The following is a 16,972-nucleotide window of genomic DNA, read 5'->3' on the forward strand; positions in this document are numbered from 1 at the left end:
TGTCATTGGTCCGGACTGTCGATAGTCAGTGTCTGCGGCGCGGTGGTGCTGCTGGCCAGGGGCTGGCTGCGACCGATCCATTCGCCGGCAGTCGGTTGGCCGGCGCGTGAGACGCGTGCAACCAGTTGGACTTCAGGGAAGTTCGACAGTTTCAACTGCGGCATCATCGCGTCGGCATCGCCGAGTTCGACGGTCACCGGCAAGTCGGCCACGGTCAGGCGTTTGGCCGCCAGCGGTGCCGGCGGGCCGGACGTGGCGCGGGCAAAAATGAACACGCTGTCGCCCGGCTGCACCTTGGCCCTGAGCTCCGGTGCCAGATCGACGCTGACCTTGAGCAACGCCCCGGCCTTGGCCGCAGGCGCCTGGGCCACCTTGCCGCCGCTGGCTTCGAGCTTCTCGCTGGCCCGGGCAATCCCGCCTTGCAGTGCGGCGCGAGAATTGTCCTCCGGCGGCAATTGCGTCAGCAGGCGGTTCCAGTAGTCGATGGCGTCTTGATAACGCTCACTCTCAAACGCGGCGATGCCGAGCAGGCCCAGGCTGGTGACTTCTTTCGGATCGGCTTTCAATGCTTCGTCAGTCAGCGCCTGAACCTTGTCCGACCATTTCTTGCCATCGGCGAAGTACTGAGCCTGCGCCCATTGCCCCAGCAATTCAGGCTGACGACCGGCCAGGTTCACCGTGCGTTCGAAGACCTTCGCTGCGTCCGCGGGACGGTCCTGCGCCATGTAGGTCCGACCCAGGAAATACAGGCCTTCCGCAGAATCCGGCTGGGCTGCAACGGCGCGCTCCAGGCGACGGGTCATCTCTTCCATCGACTGCGGCGCCTGGGAGAATTCCCGGGTCAGTTCAACTTTGTCGCTGGCGCCGAAATGCAGATACAGACCCAGCCCCAGCACCGGCACCAGGATCGCCGCCAGTAACGGCAGCGGTTTGCCCAAGCGCGACACCCGCGGTGCCTCGACCCCTTCAGTGTCGGCGAGCAGCTCACGGGCCGCTTCGGCACGACCGGTGTCCATTTGTGCGGTGTCGAGAACGCCCTCTTCCTGCTGAGTCTGCAACTCGGCCACGCGCTCCTGATACAGCGCGACGTTCAGGGCAGTACGATCCTCTTCGAGCTGAGCGCGACGGCCACGCAGGACGGGGATCAACAGAAAACTCAGGGCAACCAGAAGCAGCAGACCTGCAGCAAGCCAGAAATCAATCATTCTTGGTTTTTATCCAACAGGTGGTCGAGGCGCTGGCGCTCCTCGGCAGAAAGCGCGTCCCGGGTATCCGCAGGTTGCACGCGGCGACGGCGGACGATCACGGCGATGATCACGAAACCGCCCAGCAACAAGCCGGCCGGGCCGAACCAGAGCAAAGCGGTCTTGGCGTTGAGGGCAGGTTTGTAGCGGACGAAATCACCGTAGCGGTCGACCATGAAGTCGATGATCTGTTGATTGTCCTTGCCCTCGCCCAACATGCGGAAAATCTCTTTGCGCAGGTCGGCGGCGATCGGGGCATTGGAGTCGGCGATGTCCTGATTCTGGCACTTGGGGCAACGCAGCTCCTTGGTCAGCTCGCGAAAACGTTCGCGATCGCTGTCCTTGGCGAACTCGTAAGTGTCGATGGCGGCGTGCGCCACGCCCGCCATGCTCAAGCCCAGCACGACGGCAGCGATCCAGCGCTTCATGGCTTGGCCTCGTCGACCAGGGCCTGGTACTTGGCCGCCAGTTTTTCCCGCCAGACCTGCTCGTCGATCACACCGACGTACTTGTCGCGGATGATGCCCTTGGCGTCGATGAAGAAGGTTTCCGGCGCGCCGTACACGCCCAGGTTCAGGCCCAGCGTGCCGGCGTCATCACGGATATCCAGTTGATACGGGTTGTGGAATTCCGTCAGCCACTTCAAGGCGTCGGTGTTGACGTCCTTGTAGTTGATGCCGTAGATCACCACGCCCTTTTCGGCGAGTTTGTTCAGCACCGGGTGTTCGACCCGGCAGGAAATGCACCAGGTGCCCCACACGTTGACCAGCGCCGGCTTACCGACAATGTCAGCCCTGGTCAGGGTCTTGTCGCCCTGCACCGCCGGCAGGGAAAACTCCGGGAACGGCTTGCCGATCATCGCCGACGGCAACTCGGCCGGGTCGAGGTACAACCCGCGGTACAGAAAAACAGCCACCACCAGGAAAATCGCCAGTGGCAGCAGCATCAACCAACGTCTCATGCAGTGGCTCCCGTCATGCCCAGCGCTTCACGCACACGGCTTTTCACCTTGACCCGGTAACGCCGGTCCAGCGCCGCCAGCAACCCGCCCAGCCCGGTGAGCAAACCACCGAACCAGATCCAGCGCACGAACGGTTTGACGTGCACGCGCACGGCCCAGGCGCCATCGCCCAGGGGTTCGCCGAGGGCGACGTAGAGGTCACGGGTGAAACCGGCGTCGATCCCGGCTTCGGTCATTACCGAGTTCTGCACCGTGTACAAACGTTTTTCCGGGTGCAGCACGCTGACTTCCTTGCCGTCACGGATCACCCGCACGGTGCCCTTGTCGGAGGTGAAGTTCGGGCCTTCGAAGTGTTTGGCACCTTCGAACACAAAGTGATAACCCGCCAGGTCCATGGACTCGCCCGGCGCCAGGCGCAAATCGCGTTCGGCACTGTTCTGGCTCGACAGCACGACACCGAGCGCGCACACGGCGATGCCCAAGTGCGCGAGCTGCATGCCCCAGTAGCTGCGGGTCAGGGTCGGCAGGCCTTTGATCAGGCCTTTATGGCGAGTCTTGTCGAAGATGTCGCGCACGCCGGCCAGCAACACCCAGGCCGCGAGCATGAAGGTCGCGATCACTGCCCAGTTGAAATCGCCATAGGCGACGCCAGCCACCACCGCCATCGCGGCACTGCCGAGCAGCACCGGCGTCAGCATGCCCATCAGCCATTTGACCGGGGTGTCTTTCCAGCGCACCAGCATGCCCACCGCCATCACCACCATCAGCAGCGCCATCAACGGAATGAACAGCGCGTTGAAGTACGGCGGGCCGACCGACAGCTTGGCGCCGGTCATCGCATCGAGGATCAGCGGATACAAGGTGCCGAGCAGGATCATCGACGCCGCCACCACCAGCACCAGGTTGTTGCCCAGCAGCAGGGTTTCCCGGGACCAGAGGTTGAAGCCGACGTGGCTCTTCACCACCGGCGCACGCAGGGCGAACAGCGTCAGCGAGCCACCGACCACGAATAGCAGGAAGATCAGGATGAACACGCCGCGTTCAGGGTCGGACGCAAAGGCGTGCACCGAAGTCAGCACGCCGGAGCGCACCAGGAACGTCCCCAGCAAACTCAGCGAGAACGCGGCAATGGCCAGCAACACGGTCCAGCTCTTGAACACGCCACGTTTTTCCGTCACCGCCAGCGAGTGAATCAGCGCGGTGCCCACCAGCCACGGCATGAACGAGGCGTTTTCCACCGGGTCCCAGAACCACCAGCCGCCCCAGCCGAGTTCGTAATAGGCCCACCACGAACCGAGGGTGATGCCGATGCCGAGAAAGGCCCAGGCGACGATGGTCCATGGACGCGACCAGCGTGCCCAGGCTGCATCAAGACGACCGCCAAGCAACGCCGCGATGGCGAAGGCGAACGCCACGGAAAATCCGACATAGCCCATGTACAGCATCGGCGGATGCACGATCAGGCCGATGTCTTGCAGCAACGGATTGAGGTCGCGACCGTCCGCTGGAATCTGCGGCAGGATCCGCGAGAACGGGTTGGACGTGAGGATCAGGAACAGCAGGAAACCGGTGCTGATCATGCCCATCACCGCCAGCACCCGCGCCAGCATCACTTGCGGCAACTGCCGGGAGAAGACCGACACGGCGAAGGTCCAGCCGCCGAGGATCAACGCCCACAGCAGCAACGAACCTTCGTGCGCGCCCCACACGGCGCTGAACTTGTAGTACCACGGCAACGCGCTGTTGGAGTTGCTGGCGACGTAGGCGACCGAGAAGTCGTCGGTCATGAACGCGTACGTCAGGCAACCGAAGGCAAACACCAGGAAAGCGAACTGGCCCCACGCCGCCGGCTGGGCGAGGCTCATCCACAAGCGGTCGCCGCGCCAGGCACCGAGCAGGGGCACCACGGCCTGAACCAGGGCGAAACACAGCGCCAGGATCATGGCCAGGTGGCCCAGCTCGGGGATAAAGATTCCGGAAGTCATCGATCAACCCTCCTTAGCGGGCGTTGGAGCGGATTGACCACTGTCTTTCAAAGCCTTGGTCACTTCGGGTGGCATGTACTTCTCGTCGTGTTTGGCCAGCACTTCGTCCGCCACCACCACCCCGTCGGCGTTCAGTTTGCCCAGCGCGACGATGCCCTGCCCTTCACGGAACAGGTCCGGGAGGATGCCGCGGTAGCTGATGGTCACGGATTTGTTGAAGTCGGTGACGATGAATTTCACGTCCAGGGAATCGCCGGAACGTTGCAGCGATCCCTTCTCGACCATGCCACCGGCACGAATGCGCGTGTCGTGCGGCGCTTCGCCATTAGCGATCTGGGTCGGTGTGTAAAACAGGTTGATGTTCTGCTGCAGGGCGCTCAGGGCCAGGCCAACGGCAGCGCCGACCCCGATCAGGATCGCCAGAATGATGATAAGACGCTTTTTGCGCAGCGGATTCACTTGCCGTTCTCCCGGCGCAAACGACGCGCCTCTTGTTGCAGATACCGCTTGCGGGCCAGGACCGGCGCCGCCACGTTGAAAACCAGCACCGCCAGGCAAATGCCATAGGCCGACCAGACATACAGGCCATGATGGCCCATGGCGAGAAAGTCGCCGAATGAAGCAAAACTCATCGAGCGGCCTCCAGGCTGTTCTGCACTTCGGCCTTGACCCAACTGGCGCGGGCTTCACGCTTGAGTACTTCGAGACGCATGCGCAGCAACAGCACGGCGCCGAAGAAACAGTAGAAACCCAGCACCGTCAGCAACAGCGGCAACCACATTTCGGCCGGCATCGCCGGTTTCTCGGTGAGGGTGAACGTCGCGCCCTGGTGCAGGGTGTTCCACCACTCCACCGAGTACTTGATGATCGGGATGTTGATCACGCCGACAATCGCCAGCACCGCGCAGGCCTTGGCCGCGCTGTCACGATTGCTGATGGCGTTGCCCAGCGCAATGAGACCGAAGTACAGAAACAGCAGGATCAACATGGACGTCAGTCGCGCATCCCAGACCCACCACGAGCCCCAGGTCGGCTTGCCCCAGATCGCGCCGGTCACCAGCGCCACGGCGGTCATCCAGGCACCGATGGGTGCGGCGCATTGCAGGGCGACGTCGGCCAGTTTCATTTTCCACACCAGCCCGACGACGCCACACACGGCCAGCATCACGTAGCAGGACTGCGCCAACATCGCGGCGGGGACGTGGATATAGATGATGCGAAAGCTGTTGCCTTGCTGGTAATCCGGCGGCGCGAAGGCCAGGCCCCAGACCACACCGACGCCGATCAGCAGCAACGCCGCGACGCTCAGCCACGGCAGCAATTTGCCACTGATGCCGTAGAACCATTTGGGTGAGCCGAGCTTATGAAACCAGGTCCAGTTCATTACTGTTTCCATCACGGTTGCTCTTCGCTATGAAGAGCCAAAGGGTCTGCCTTTCTTTCAAAAGAAAGCGGTCAAAATTTGACCAGACCTCATTATTATTCGCCGACGCTGATCTTCAGGCCAGCAGCTATTGCAAACGGTGTCAGGGTTATCGCCAGGGCGGTCAGGCTACCAAGCCACAAGAGATAACCGGTCGCCGGCATGCCCTGCAAGGCCGCCTGCAAGGCGCCACTGCCAAGAATCAACACCGGGATGTACAGCGGCAGAATCAGCAACGCCAGCAACAGGCCACCCCGTTTCAGCCCCACCGTCAGGGCTGCGCCCACCGCGCCGAGCAAGCTCAGCACCGGTGTACCCAGCAACAGGGAAAGCAGCAACACCGGCAGACAGGCGGTTGGCAAACCGAGCATCAGCGCCAGCAGTGGAGCGAGCAAAACCAGTGCCAGACCCGAGAAGGCCCAGTGTGCCAGTACCTTGGCCAGAACCAGAAGAGGCAGGGGGTGCGACGAAAGGACCCACTGTTCGAGGGAACCGTCTTCGAAATCACTGCGGAAGAGCCCGTCCAGCGAGAGCAAAACCGATAAAAGGGCCGCGACCCAGACCAGCCCCGGAGACAAGGTTTGCAACAATTGCGACTCGGGACCGACCGCTAACGGGAACAGCGACACCACGATGGCGAAGAAGACGAGCGGGTTGGCCAGTTCCGCAGGTCGACGGAACAACAGGCGGGCCTCGCGGGCGACCAACAGGCCGAAGACACTCATACGGCCCAATTCCCCAGATCAATGTCGCGATAGCCGGCCGGCATCCGGGTCAGCGTGTGGTGAGTGGTCAAGACCACCATGCCACCACGCTCGCAGTGGGAGGCCAGGTGTTCTTCGAGCTGCGCCACGCCTTGTTTGTCGAGCGCGGTGAACGGCTCGTCGAGGATCCACAATGGTGGGCTGTCGAGGTACAACCGCGCCAGGGCCACGCGCCTTTGCTGACCAGCGGACAAGGTGTGGCAAGGAACATCCTCGAAACCACGCAGGCCAACGGCGGCGAGCGCGTCCCAGATGGCTTCATGGGTGGCTGGCTGGTGCAAGGCGCAAAGCCAGCTGAGGTTTTCTTCGGGCGTCAGCAAGTCTTTGATGCCGGCGGCGTGCCCGATCCACAACAGGTTGCGCGCCAGTTCGCTGCGCTGTTCGTTGAGCGATTGACCGTTCAACAGGACCTGACCGGCGGTCGGTTGCATCAGACCGGACAACAGCCGTAAAAGACTGGTCTTGCCGCTGCCGTTGGGGCCGCTGATTTGCAACATTTCGCCACTGGCCAGTCTCAATTCGAGATTTTCGAAGAGCAGCCGAAGGTCTCGCTCACAGGCGAGGGCAACGGTTTGCAGGACAGGACTGGTCAAGAGATCACGGGCCTTTACGGTTCAAGTCGGCGGCGGAGCGGCCGCTAAAGAGATGCAGCATAGATACATTGGCGGCCTGTTCCAGAGAGCTGCGTCAAACAATTGCAATGTTTTCGCCACTCTCGGAAAGACGGGCGGCATTATACATGCCGTGCCCTACTCTAAAGAGGGCAATTTCCTCAGGTTGTGACCGCGTATGACAGGCGAAATGAACATCCTCCCGCTCCCGCAGCCCATCCCCGCGACGTCGCGTCCGCAGGTGGTCAGCGGTGACCTGCTCAAGCTGCTGTCGCCGATGGAAGGCCTGATCGCGGCCGGACAGAGCGCCAAGGCCGAAGTGTTGTCGCTCAAGCAGGCGGACCAGACCTTTCAACTGCTGCTCAAGGTCACCCTCGACAGCGGCCGCCAGACCACGGTCCAGGCCACCAGCACCCAGCCACTGCCCCAGGGCACGAGCCTGGCGGTCACCCAACCGTCGGCGGGCAACCTGGCGGTGACGGTGCAGCAGGCCATTGCTTCCAGCGTCGCCACCCTCACCCGCATCGACACCGCGCAGTTGCCCGTAGGCACCCTGTTGCAAGGTAAAGTGCTGACCTCGCAGGTGCTGCCACAAGTGCCGGGCCAGCCGACGGTGTTTCGCTCGCTGGTCAGCCTGCTCAATACGGCGCTGAGCGGCAGCACGCTGAGCATCGACAGCCCGACCCCGCTGCGCATCGGCACGCTCCTGAGCGCGCTGGTGCAAGACACCCAGACCCTGAAATTCGTCCCGCTGAGCAGCCGCCAGGAACAACTGGCGGTCACCCAGCAACTGGTCAGCCAGCAAAGCCGCCAGGGTTCGCTGGACGGGTTGCTCAAACTCCTGCAAAACCTCCCCGCCCCGGATCAGACCTCCAGCGATCTGCGGGCCGCGGTGGACAAGTTGCTCGCCGGCCTGCCGGACGTTCAGCAACTCAGCACGCCGAAGGGCCTGGCCCTGGCGCTGGCCAACAGCGGCGCGTTCCTTGAGGCGAAACTGCTCGGCGGGCAAAACCCGACGCTGGCCCCCGACCTGAAAGGCGATCTGCTCAGGGTGATCGCGCAATTGAGTCAGGGGTTGCCGGCGAATACCAATCTCAGCGCAATCATTGCCGCCAATACCCTGGCGCAGGCCATGCCCAGCTTTGTTCGCAGTGCCCTCGGCATGCTCGGCCAGGTCAGCGCGAAACCACAGCCCACCAGCTTTCCCCTGCCCGAGCGCTTTCTGCAAAGCGCGGAGGATGAAGGTGATCTGGAGCACTTGCTGCGATTGGCAGCCGCGGCAGTCTCGCGCCTGCAAAGTCACCAGCTGTCGAGCCTGGAGCAAACCGGCGTCACCGACGACGGTCGCCTGATGAGCACCTGGCAGCTGGAAATCCCGATGCGCAACCTGCAGGACATCGTGCCGCTGCAGGTCAAGTTCCAACGCGAGGAAGCGCCGGAGCAAGAACCGCCCAAGGAACACCGTGATGAACGCGCGCCCAAACAACAGTTGTGGCGCGTCGAACTGGCCTTCGCCATGGAGCCGTTGGGGCCGATGCAGATTCAGGCGCAGTTGATCCAGGGCAGCCTGTCGGGCCAGCTCTGGGCGGAACGGCCGTATACCGCCAGCCTGATCGAGAGCCATCTGCACGGGTTGCGCGAACGCCTGCTGGCCTCGGGCCTGAACGTCGGCGATCTGGATTGCCACCTCGGCACACCGGCACATGGCCCCCAAACCCGACTGGAACAACGCTGGGTCGACGAAACCGCATGAAAAACCCGAACACGCCGCGCCAGGCCATCGCCCTCAAATACGACGGCACCCACGCCCCGACCCTCACGGCCAAGGGCGACGAAGCGCTGGCGGAAGAAATCCTGCGGATTGCCCGCGATTATGAAGTGCCTATTTATGAGAATGCCGAGCTGGTGACGCTGCTGGCGAAGATGGAACTGGGGGACAGCATTCCGGAGGAGTTGTACCGCACGATCGCCGAGATCATTGCGTTTGCCTGGAATTTGAAGGGCAAGTTTCCGGAAGGAAATGACCCGAATGCGCCGATGGTCGAGAAGGACATTACCGATCGCGGGGATGATTATTGAGGCTTCAAGGACGCCTTCGCGAGCAAGCCCGCTCCCACATCGGATCTCGGTGGAACACGACACCCGTGTTCGCTGAAGATCCAATGTGGGAGCGGGCTTGCTCGCGAGGCAGTCTCAGGGCAACCGCAAAAATCAGTTCTTGTGCAACTTACTCATCAACTCCGCCTCAGCCTGGGTCAAGCCGCAGGACTGGGTCAGTTCGTCGACGCTTGCGCCCATCCCGACCAGGCGCGCCGCCTGGGCGAACGACAGGCTCGATGGGTCGCGCTGTTCAAGCTGGGCCAGCTTGTCCGGCAACGGCCCGACGACGGCGCGCAGTTCATGCAGGTCTTCACCCATGCGCACGTTGCCGCGTTGATAATCGTCCACGCGCTTGGCCAGGTCCTTGAGGCGCTGATCGCGCAGCACGTCACCTTGAGCCTGTTGCGCGGCGATCTGGCGCTGACCGCGAATGTACGCCAGAAACATCGCCAGCGTGCCTGCCCAGAAGAGGAACAGGACAATGACCGCCACCTCAAGAATCAATCAGATACTCTCCAGTTCCGACCATTCTTCTTCGCTCATCATCTTGTCGAGTTCGACGAGGATCAGCAGTTCGTTGTTCTTGTTGCACACGCCTTGAATGAACTTGGCGGACTCTTCGTTACCCACGTTCGGCGCGGTTTCGATTTCCGACTGACGCAGGTAAACCACTTCGGCCACGCTGTCGACCATGATGCCGACCACTTGCTTGTCGGCTTCAATGATGACGATACGGGTGTTGTCGCTGATCTCGGCATTCATCAGGCCGAAGCGCTGACGGGTGTCGATCACGGTGACCACGTTACCGCGCAGGTTGATGATGCCCAGCACGTAGCTCGGCGCACCCGGGACCGGAGCGATTTCGGTGTAACGCAGGACTTCCTGAACGCGCATCACGTTGATGCCGTAGGTTTCATTGTCCAGCTTGAAGGTTACCCATTGCAGGATCGGATCTTCAGAACCTTTTGCAGACGACGCTTTATCATTCATACCCTGACCCCTCGAAAAACCGCCCTGGCGGTGTGTGTTCGGTGCGACGGCAAATCATTTTGCCCCGCGTGTTTTTATGTCGGTTTATGGATCGGCTTGCTGCCGCCCATGTGCTTGGCGCCGCCGCTGGCGATCAGTTCGGCCAGTGCGGCAACGTCGAGCAGTGCACACATATGTTCGATGACCGTGCCGGCCAGCCATGGCCGCTGACCCCGGTGGCTGCGCCATTTGATTTCGTTCGGGTCCAGGCGCAACGAGCGGCTGACCTGATGCACCGCCAGCCCCCACTCATAGCCCTGAACCGAAATAACGTATTGCAGGCCCTGACGGAAATCATCGCGATAGCGGTCGGGCATGACCCAACGCGCGGTATCGAGCACTTTCAGGTTGCCGGCCTGGCTCGGCAGGATGCCGAGGAACCACTCCGGCTGACCGAACAGCGGTGTCAGCTCCTGACCGGCCAATGAATAGATCGAGCCCAGGCACACCAGCGGCACCGCAAGGGTCAAGCCGGCGACATCGAACAACAGGCATTCGAACGGCTCCGCAGCCCAGGATGGACGACCGTCGGTTTCCACCGGTGGCGGCGTGTTGCTCGGGGGCAGGTGGACTTCGACAATCGGCGGCACCAGCGCCTGGAGCAGCGGCGCGATGGTCGACACGGGCGCCAGAACCGGTGCCGGCGCTTCGACCAGCGCCAAGGGGGCTTTCACCTCAGGTGCCGCGATCGGCGCGACAACGGCGGCGGGTTTCTCAACCGGTTTCTGCGCATCGCGGGCCTGCTCTTCGAGCACTGCGGCCTGGAACTCGTCCAGCGCCGCTTCCACTTCAACCACTTCGATCGCTTGGACGTCGGGCACCGCTTCGACTTCCGGTGGCCACTCTTCGGTCGCCTCCATCAACAAGCTGTCGAGATAAGACTGCAGGGCAAGTTGCGGGCGGGAAGTAATCTTGACCGGGCGATTCATCAAGCCACCTGCGCGACGGATTGCTGGGTCAGCATGTGCTTGAGCAGCGCACGATATGCCAGCACGCCGCGGCTCTTGCCGTCGAATTGCGAAGGCGTGACGCCGGCACGGCTGGCGTCGCGCAAACGCGTATCGACCGGGATGTAGCCCTGCCAGATTTCGTCCGGGTATTTGTCGCGCAACACCCGCAGCGTACCCAGGGAGGCCTGGGTGCGGCGGTCGAACAGGGTCGGCACGATGCTGAAGGCCAGTGGCTGTTTGCGCGAGCGGTTGATCATTGCCAGGGTGTTGACCATGCGTTCCAGGCCTTTGACCGCCAGGTGCTCGGTCTGCACCGGGATCACCAGTTGCTGGCTGGCCGCCAAGGCATTGACCATCAGCACGCCGAGCAATGGCGGGCTGTCGATCACTGCGTAATCAAAGTCCTGCCACAGTTGCGCAAGGCTCTTGGCGATCACCAGGCCCAAGCCACTCTGGCCGGGCGATTGACGCTCGAGGGTCGCCAGCGCGGTGCTCGACGGCAGCAGGGAAATACTCGCGTGGCTGGTGGGCAACAACAACTGGCCGGGCAAGCCTTGAGGCACGCTGCCCTTGTGCAGGAACAGGTCGTAGCTGCTGTGTTCCAGGGTGTCGGGGTCGTAGCCGAAGTAGCTGGTCATCGAGCCGTGGGGATCGAGATCGACCACGACCACGCGCTTGCCCGCCTCGGCCAGTAACCCGGCTAAAGCGATGGAGGAAGTGGTTTTACCGACACCACCCTTTTGATTGGCGACTGCCCAGACTCTCATTCGGATTGTTCCACCCGGTCGGGTCGACCGGGAAATAGCTCAACGTGTTAATGCGGGTGACGGAGAATTGACGGCGCTCTCTCGTCCCGGCGACTTGACCGGTGCAGGTGCAGTTTGTGTGCCAGCACGCTTCAATGCCGCGTCCGGTTGCGCATGAGCGGTTCCGGTGCCGGTGAGGCTGCGCCGCACATCGAGATTTCGCGACACCACCAGCACCACACGACGGTTGCGCGCCCTGCCCTCCGCCGTGGCGTTGTTGGCCACCGGCTGGAATTCGCCGTAACCCACCGACGCCAGCCGTCCGGGGTTCACACCCTGCATCGCCAGCATGCGCACGATGCTCGCCGAACGCGCCGAAGACAATTCCCAGTTGGTCGGGTACTGCGCGGTGCGGATCGGTTGATCGTCGGTGAAGCCTTCGACGTGGATCGGGTTGTCGAACGGCTTCAGGATTCCCGCGACCTTGTCGATGATGTGGAAGGCCATGTCGCTGGGCATGGCATCACCGCTGCCGAACAGCAGGCTGGAGTTGAGTTCGATCTCGACCCACAGCTCGTTGCCACGCACGGTCATTTGGTTGGAAGCGATCAGGTCGCCGAACGCCGCACTGATGTCGTCGGCGATGCTTTTCAGTGGATCACTGGCCCCGGCGATGCCGGCGTCGACCTGCTCGCTGTCCTTGACCAGCGGCTTGGCCGGGGTGACGGTTTGTGGACGCTCTTCGCCGATGGGAATCGGCTTGAGCGAGCGATCCGCATCGGTGAACACGCCGATCAGCGCTTGCGAGATGACCTTGTACTTGCCTTCGTTGATCGAAGAGATCGAGTACATCACCACGAAAAAGGCAAACAGCAACGTGATGAAGTCGGCGTAGGAAACCAGCCAGCGTTCATGGTTGACGTGTTCTTCAGGTTGCCGGCGACGCGCCATAGTCCATTACCCCCATCAATCCATGAAGCCCTGAAGCTTCAACTCAATAGAGCGAGGGTTCTCACCTTCGGCGATCGACAAAATGCCTTCCAGCAACATTTCGCGATAACGGGACTGGCGCAGGGCAACGGATTTGAGTTTGGCGGCAATCGGCAGCAGCACCAGGTTGGCACTGGCCACCCCGTAGATGGTGGCGACGAAGGCCACGGCAATGCCGCTGCCCAGCTGCGCCGGATCGGCCAGGTTGCCCATGACGTGGATCAGGCCCATGACCGCACCGATGATGCCGATGGTCGGCGCGTAGCCGCCCATGCTTTCGAAGACTTTGGCGGCTTCGATGTCGCGGGCTTCCTGGGTGTAGAAATCCACTTCCAGGATGCTGCGAATCGCTTCCGGCTCGGCGCCGTCGACCAGCAGTTGCAGGCCTTTGCGCGAGTAGCTGTCGGGCTCGGCGTCGGCCACCCCTTCCAGACCGAGCAGACCTTCCTTGCGGGCGGTCAGGCTCCAGTTCACCACGCGGTCGATGCCGCCGGCCAGGTCCACGCGCGGCGGAAACAGGATCCAGCCAAGAATCTGCATGGCACGCTTGAAGGCGCTCACCGGTGATTGCAGCAAGGCGGCGCCGACAGTTCCGCCGAGCACGATCAACGCCGCCGGGCCGTTGGCCAGTGCGCCGAGGTGACCACCCTCCAGGTAGTTGCCACCGATAATGGCGACGAACGCCATGATGATCCCGATAAGGCTGAGTACATCCATCAGATACAGGCCTCGACCAGGTGTTTGCCAATGTCGTCGAGGCCATACACCGCGTCGGCGAGTTCGGCTTTGACGATGGCCATCGGCATGCCGTAGATCACACAGCTGGCTTCATCCTGAGCCCAGATCGAGCTACCACCCTGCTTGAGCAGGCGCGCGCCTTCACGACCGTCGGCGCCCATGCCGGTCAGGACGACCGCCAGAACTTTGTCGCCGTAGGACTTGGCCGCGGAACCGAAGGTGATGTCCACGCACGGCTTGTAGTTCAAACGCTCGTCGCCCGGCAGGATTTTCACCGCGCCACGGCCGTCGATCATCATCTGCTTGCCGCCCGGCGCCAGCAGCGCCAGGCCCGGCCGCAGGATGTCGCCATCTTCGGCTTCCTTGACGCTGATGCGGCAGAGCTTGTCCAGACGCTCGGCGAACGCCTTGGTGAAGGCCGCCGGCATGTGCTGGATCAGCACGATCGGGGCCGGGAAGTTGGCCGGTAACTGGGTCAGTACCCGCTGCAGGGCAACCGGACCGCCCGTGGACGTGCCAATGGCCACCAGCTTGTAGGCTTTGCGTTTCGGCGCCGGTGACGACGGTGAATGGGCGTGGGCCGACGCCGCCGCTCGGGCCGGGATCGGTGCAGGACGGACAGGCGCGCTGCTGCCATAACTGCCAACGCTGGAAGGCGCCGGGGTCGGGGCGGGTGCGGCAACCGGTGCCGGTGCGCTGTAGCTGTTGATGCGACGATTACTGCGCGAGATGCTGAGAATCTTCTCGCACAGCAGTTGCTTGACCTTCTCGGGGTTGCGCGAGATGTCTTCGAAATTCTTCGGCAGGAAATCCACCGCGCCAGCGTCCAGCGCATCGAGGGTGACCCGGGCGCCTTCGTGCGTCAGCGAGGAGAACATCAACACCGGGGTCGGACAGCGCTGCATGATGTGCCGCACCGCCGTGATGCCATCCATCATCGGCATCTCGTAGTCCATGGTGATCACGTCCGGCTTGAGGGCCAGCGCCTGATCGATCGCCTCTTTGCCGTTGGTCGCCGTGCCGACGACCTGGATATTCGAATCCGCTGAAAGAATTTCCGAGACGCGGCGGCGGAAAAACCCCGAATCGTCCACCACCAGGACTTTGACTACCATAAACACTCCGTTAGGCGGGAGCGCGGCTCAGTCGCCCCGCCCCCCCCAGAATCAAATACGCCGTGCGGCGTAACGCTTGAGCATGCTCGGCACATCGAGAATCAGTGCAATGCGACCGTCACCGGTGATGGTGGCGCCCGACATGCCCGGGGTTCCCTGGAGCATTTTGCCCAATGGCTTGATGACCACTTCTTCCTGGCCCACCAGTTGGTCGACGACGAAGCCGATCCGCTGGGTGCCTACCGAAAGGATCACCACATGGCCCTCGCGCTGCTCTTCGTGAGCGGCGGAGCTGACCAGCCAGCGCTTGAGGTAGAACAATGGCAGCGCCTTGTCCCGCACGATCACCACTTCCTGGCCGTCCACCACGTTGGTGCGCGACAGGTCGAGGTGGAAGATCTCGTTGACGTTCACCAGCGGGAACGCAAACGCCTGGTTGCCGAGCATGACCATCAGCGTCGGCATGATCGCCAGGGTCAACGGGACCTTGATGACGATCTTCGAGCCCTGGCCCTTGGTCGAGTAGATGTTGATCGAACCGTTGAGCTGGGAAATCTTGGTTTTCACCACGTCCATGCCGACGCCACGACCCGACACATCGGAGATCTCGGTCTTGGTCGAGAAGCCCGGAGCGAAGATCAGGTTGTAGCATTCGGTGTCGCTCAGGCGATCGGCCGCATCCTTGTCCATCACACCGCGTTTTACCGCGATGGAACGCAGGACGTTCGGGTCCATGCCTTTGCCGTCATCGGAGATCGACAGCAGGATGTGGTCGCCTTCCTGCTCGGCCGCGAGGATGACTTTGCCGCCGCGGGACTTGCCCGAGGCTTCGCGTTCTTCCGGCGATTCGATGCCGTGGTCGACCGCGTTGCGCACCAGGTGGACCAGCGGGTCGGCCAGGGCCTCGACGAGGTTCTTGTCGAGGTCGGTTTCTTCGCCGACCAGCTCCAGGTTGATCTCTTTCTTGAGCTGGCGAGCCAGGTCACGAACCAGACGCGGGAAGCGCCCGAAGACTTTCTTGATCGGCTGCATCCGGGTCTTCATGACCGCGGTTTGCAGGTCAGCCGTGACCACGTCGAGGTTCGACACGGCCTTGGACATGGCCTCGTCGGCGCTGTTGGCACCCAGGCGCACCAGGCGGTTACGCACCAGCACCAGTTCGCCGACCATGTTCATGATTTCGTCGAGACGCGCGGTGTCGACCCGCACGGTGGTTTCGGCTTCGCTGGCCGGCTTTTCCGCCGGTGCCGGGGCTGGCGCACGGGCCGGTGCCGGTGCAGCGGCGGCAGCAGGCTTCGGCGCTTCGGCTTTTGGCTCGGGCGCTTTGGCGGCGGGTGCCGGGGCTTTGGCGACAGGCGCTGCCACTGAAGAGGAAGCAGAACCGGTGCCGACTTCAGTGAACTTGCCTTTGCCGTGCAGTTCGTCGAGCAGCGATTCGAACTCATGGTCGGAGATCAGATCGCTGCCGGCCGCAGCGGCGCTTGGGGCTGCCGGGGTCGGGACCGAGGCGATCGCCGATTCCAGCGCGTCGACGGCAAAGTTGCCTTTGCCGTGCAATTGATCGAGCAGGGCTTCGAATTCGTCGTCGGTGATGTCGGAGCTGTCGCCGGGCGCTTTTGGCGCCGCGGGTGCGGCAGGCGTCGGGGCCACCGCATCGACGGCGAACTGGCCTTTGCCGTGCAGTTGATCGAGCAACGACTCAAACTCGGCATCGGTGATTTCGTCGCTGGCCGCATCGCTTGCTGCCACCGGCGCAGCTGGAGCCACCGCCGGCGCCTCGGCCTGGGCCTTGACGGCGTTCAGCGAGTCCAGCAGTTGTTCGAATTCGTTATCGGTGATGTCACCCGACTCGGCTTCGGCAACCGGTGCTTCAACCACTTCAGCCACAGGTGCGGCTTGATCGGCCGATTGCGGCTCGGCCAGACGGGCCAGCGCGGCGAGCAATTCAGGCGTGGCAGCCGTGATCGGGCTGCGTTCGCGAACTTCGGTGAACATGCTGTTCACCGCATCCAGCGCTTCGAGAACCACGTCCATGAGTTCCGAGTCGACGCGGCGCTCACCCTTGCGCAGGATGTCGAACACGTTCTCGGCGATGTGACAGCACTCCACCAGCTCGTTGAGCTGGAGGAAGCCGGCGCCCCCTTTTACAGTGTGAAAACCGCGAAAAATTGCATTGAGCAAATCCGCATCATCCGGTCGGCTTTCCAGCTCGACCAGCTGTTCGGACAGTTGCTCTAGAATCTCGCCGGCCTCAACCAGGAAATCCTGAAGGATCTCTTCATCGGCGCCGAAGCTCATTAAGGGTGTGCTCCTACA

General features: G+C 62.5%; 19 protein-coding genes. 2 read left to right on the forward strand and 17 right to left on the reverse strand.

Annotated features, from left to right (window positions below):
- Positions 1–2: 2 nt before the first annotated feature.
- From ccmI to ccmA, 9 genes are all read right to left on the reverse strand, one after another.
- On the reverse strand, positions 3–1,205 hold the full coding sequence (gene ccmI, locus NTD84_RS05190; RefSeq protein WP_262163934.1) for a c-type cytochrome biogenesis protein CcmI: 1,203 nt from the start codon (positions 1,203–1,205) through the stop codon (positions 3–5).
- The gene (locus tag NTD84_RS05195) at positions 1,202–1,672 is read right to left on the reverse strand and encodes a cytochrome c-type biogenesis protein (RefSeq protein WP_262163935.1); all 471 of its coding nucleotides are present in this window, start codon (positions 1,670–1,672) and stop codon (positions 1,202–1,204) included. Before NTD84_RS05195 ends, ccmI begins: the two co-directional genes overlap by 4 nt.
- On the reverse strand, positions 1,669–2,205 hold the full coding sequence (locus tag NTD84_RS05200; protein ID WP_262163936.1) for a DsbE family thiol:disulfide interchange protein: 537 nt from the start codon (positions 2,203–2,205) through the stop codon (positions 1,669–1,671). Before NTD84_RS05200 ends, NTD84_RS05195 begins: the two co-directional genes overlap by 4 nt.
- A complete protein-coding gene (locus tag NTD84_RS05205; RefSeq protein ID WP_262163937.1) occupies positions 2,202–4,190 on the reverse strand; it encodes a heme lyase CcmF/NrfE family subunit in 1,989 nt (662 codons plus the stop codon). Before NTD84_RS05205 ends, NTD84_RS05200 begins: the two co-directional genes overlap by 4 nt.
- A gap of 3 nt (positions 4,191–4,193) precedes the next feature.
- Positions 4,194–4,649, reverse strand: a complete 456-nt coding sequence (gene ccmE, locus NTD84_RS05210; protein WP_262163938.1) for a cytochrome c maturation protein CcmE — start codon at positions 4,647–4,649, stop codon at positions 4,194–4,196.
- Positions 4,646–4,822: a heme exporter protein CcmD gene (gene ccmD / locus NTD84_RS05215; protein ID WP_262163939.1), complete on the reverse strand. Its 177-nt coding sequence runs from the start codon at positions 4,820–4,822 to the stop codon at positions 4,646–4,648. The genes ccmE and ccmD overlap by 4 nt, the downstream gene beginning before the upstream one ends.
- A complete protein-coding gene (locus NTD84_RS05220; RefSeq protein ID WP_262163940.1) occupies positions 4,819–5,574 on the reverse strand; it encodes a heme ABC transporter permease in 756 nt (251 codons plus the stop codon). The genes ccmD and NTD84_RS05220 overlap by 4 nt, the downstream gene beginning before the upstream one ends.
- Positions 5,575–5,669: 95 nt before the next feature.
- On the reverse strand, positions 5,670–6,338 hold the full coding sequence (gene ccmB, locus NTD84_RS05225; protein ID WP_090188533.1) for a heme exporter protein CcmB: 669 nt from the start codon (positions 6,336–6,338) through the stop codon (positions 5,670–5,672).
- Complete coding sequence (gene ccmA / locus NTD84_RS05230; protein ID WP_262163941.1) at positions 6,335–6,970, reverse strand: cytochrome c biogenesis heme-transporting ATPase CcmA; 636 nt, start codon at positions 6,968–6,970, stop codon at positions 6,335–6,337. Before ccmA ends, ccmB begins: the two co-directional genes overlap by 4 nt.
- 196 nt (positions 6,971–7,166) lie before the next feature.
- Between ccmA and NTD84_RS05235 the strand changes: the two genes are divergently transcribed.
- Positions 7,167–8,741 carry a flagellar hook-length control protein FliK gene (locus NTD84_RS05235; RefSeq protein ID WP_262163942.1) on the forward strand — a complete coding sequence of 525 codons (1,575 nt, stop codon included), beginning with the start codon at positions 7,167–7,169 and terminating at the stop codon, positions 8,739–8,741.
- Complete coding sequence (locus NTD84_RS05240) at positions 8,738–9,067, forward strand: EscU/YscU/HrcU family type III secretion system export apparatus switch protein (protein WP_262163943.1); 330 nt, start codon at positions 8,738–8,740, stop codon at positions 9,065–9,067. The genes NTD84_RS05235 and NTD84_RS05240 overlap by 4 nt, the downstream gene beginning before the upstream one ends.
- A 132-nt stretch (positions 9,068–9,199) precedes the next feature.
- Here the strand turns inward: NTD84_RS05240 and NTD84_RS05245 are convergent, their stop codons facing one another.
- The 8 genes from NTD84_RS05245 to NTD84_RS05280 all read right to left on the reverse strand — a co-directional run bounded on the left by NTD84_RS05245 (position 9,200) and on the right by NTD84_RS05280 (position 16,954).
- Positions 9,200–9,592, reverse strand: coding sequence for a DUF2802 domain-containing protein (locus tag NTD84_RS05245; protein WP_262163944.1), 393 nt, complete (start codon positions 9,590–9,592; stop codon positions 9,200–9,202).
- Entirely contained in the window at positions 9,593–10,078 is a 486-nt protein-coding gene (locus NTD84_RS05250; protein ID WP_008024622.1) for a chemotaxis protein CheW, read from the reverse strand.
- A 74-nt stretch (positions 10,079–10,152) separates the two neighbouring features.
- Positions 10,153–11,046, reverse strand: a complete 894-nt coding sequence (locus tag NTD84_RS05255; RefSeq protein WP_262163945.1) for a CheW domain-containing protein — start codon at positions 11,044–11,046, stop codon at positions 10,153–10,155.
- Positions 11,046–11,834: a ParA family protein gene (locus NTD84_RS05260; protein WP_262163946.1), complete on the reverse strand. Its 789-nt coding sequence runs from the start codon at positions 11,832–11,834 to the stop codon at positions 11,046–11,048. Before NTD84_RS05260 ends, NTD84_RS05255 begins: the two co-directional genes overlap by 1 nt.
- Positions 11,835–11,873: 39 nt before the next feature.
- The gene (gene motD / locus NTD84_RS05265) at positions 11,874–12,764 is read right to left on the reverse strand and encodes a flagellar motor protein MotD (RefSeq protein WP_262163947.1); all 891 of its coding nucleotides are present in this window, start codon (positions 12,762–12,764) and stop codon (positions 11,874–11,876) included.
- Positions 12,765–12,779: 15 nt separating this feature from the next.
- The gene (locus NTD84_RS05270; protein ID WP_262163948.1) at positions 12,780–13,520 is read right to left on the reverse strand and encodes a flagellar motor protein; all 741 of its coding nucleotides are present in this window, start codon (positions 13,518–13,520) and stop codon (positions 12,780–12,782) included.
- A complete protein-coding gene (locus tag NTD84_RS05275) occupies positions 13,520–14,656 on the reverse strand; it encodes a chemotaxis response regulator protein-glutamate methylesterase (protein WP_262163949.1) in 1,137 nt (378 codons plus the stop codon). Before NTD84_RS05275 ends, NTD84_RS05270 begins: the two co-directional genes overlap by 1 nt.
- Positions 14,657–14,707: 51 nt before the next feature.
- Positions 14,708–16,954, reverse strand: coding sequence for a chemotaxis protein CheA (locus NTD84_RS05280; protein WP_262163950.1), 2,247 nt, complete (start codon positions 16,952–16,954; stop codon positions 14,708–14,710).
- Positions 16,955–16,972: the final 18 nt, after the last annotated feature.

The organism is Pseudomonas sp. 14P_8.1_Bac3 (genome assembly GCF_025466085.1).
Classification (GTDB): Bacteria; Pseudomonadota; Gammaproteobacteria; order Pseudomonadales; family Pseudomonadaceae; genus Aquipseudomonas.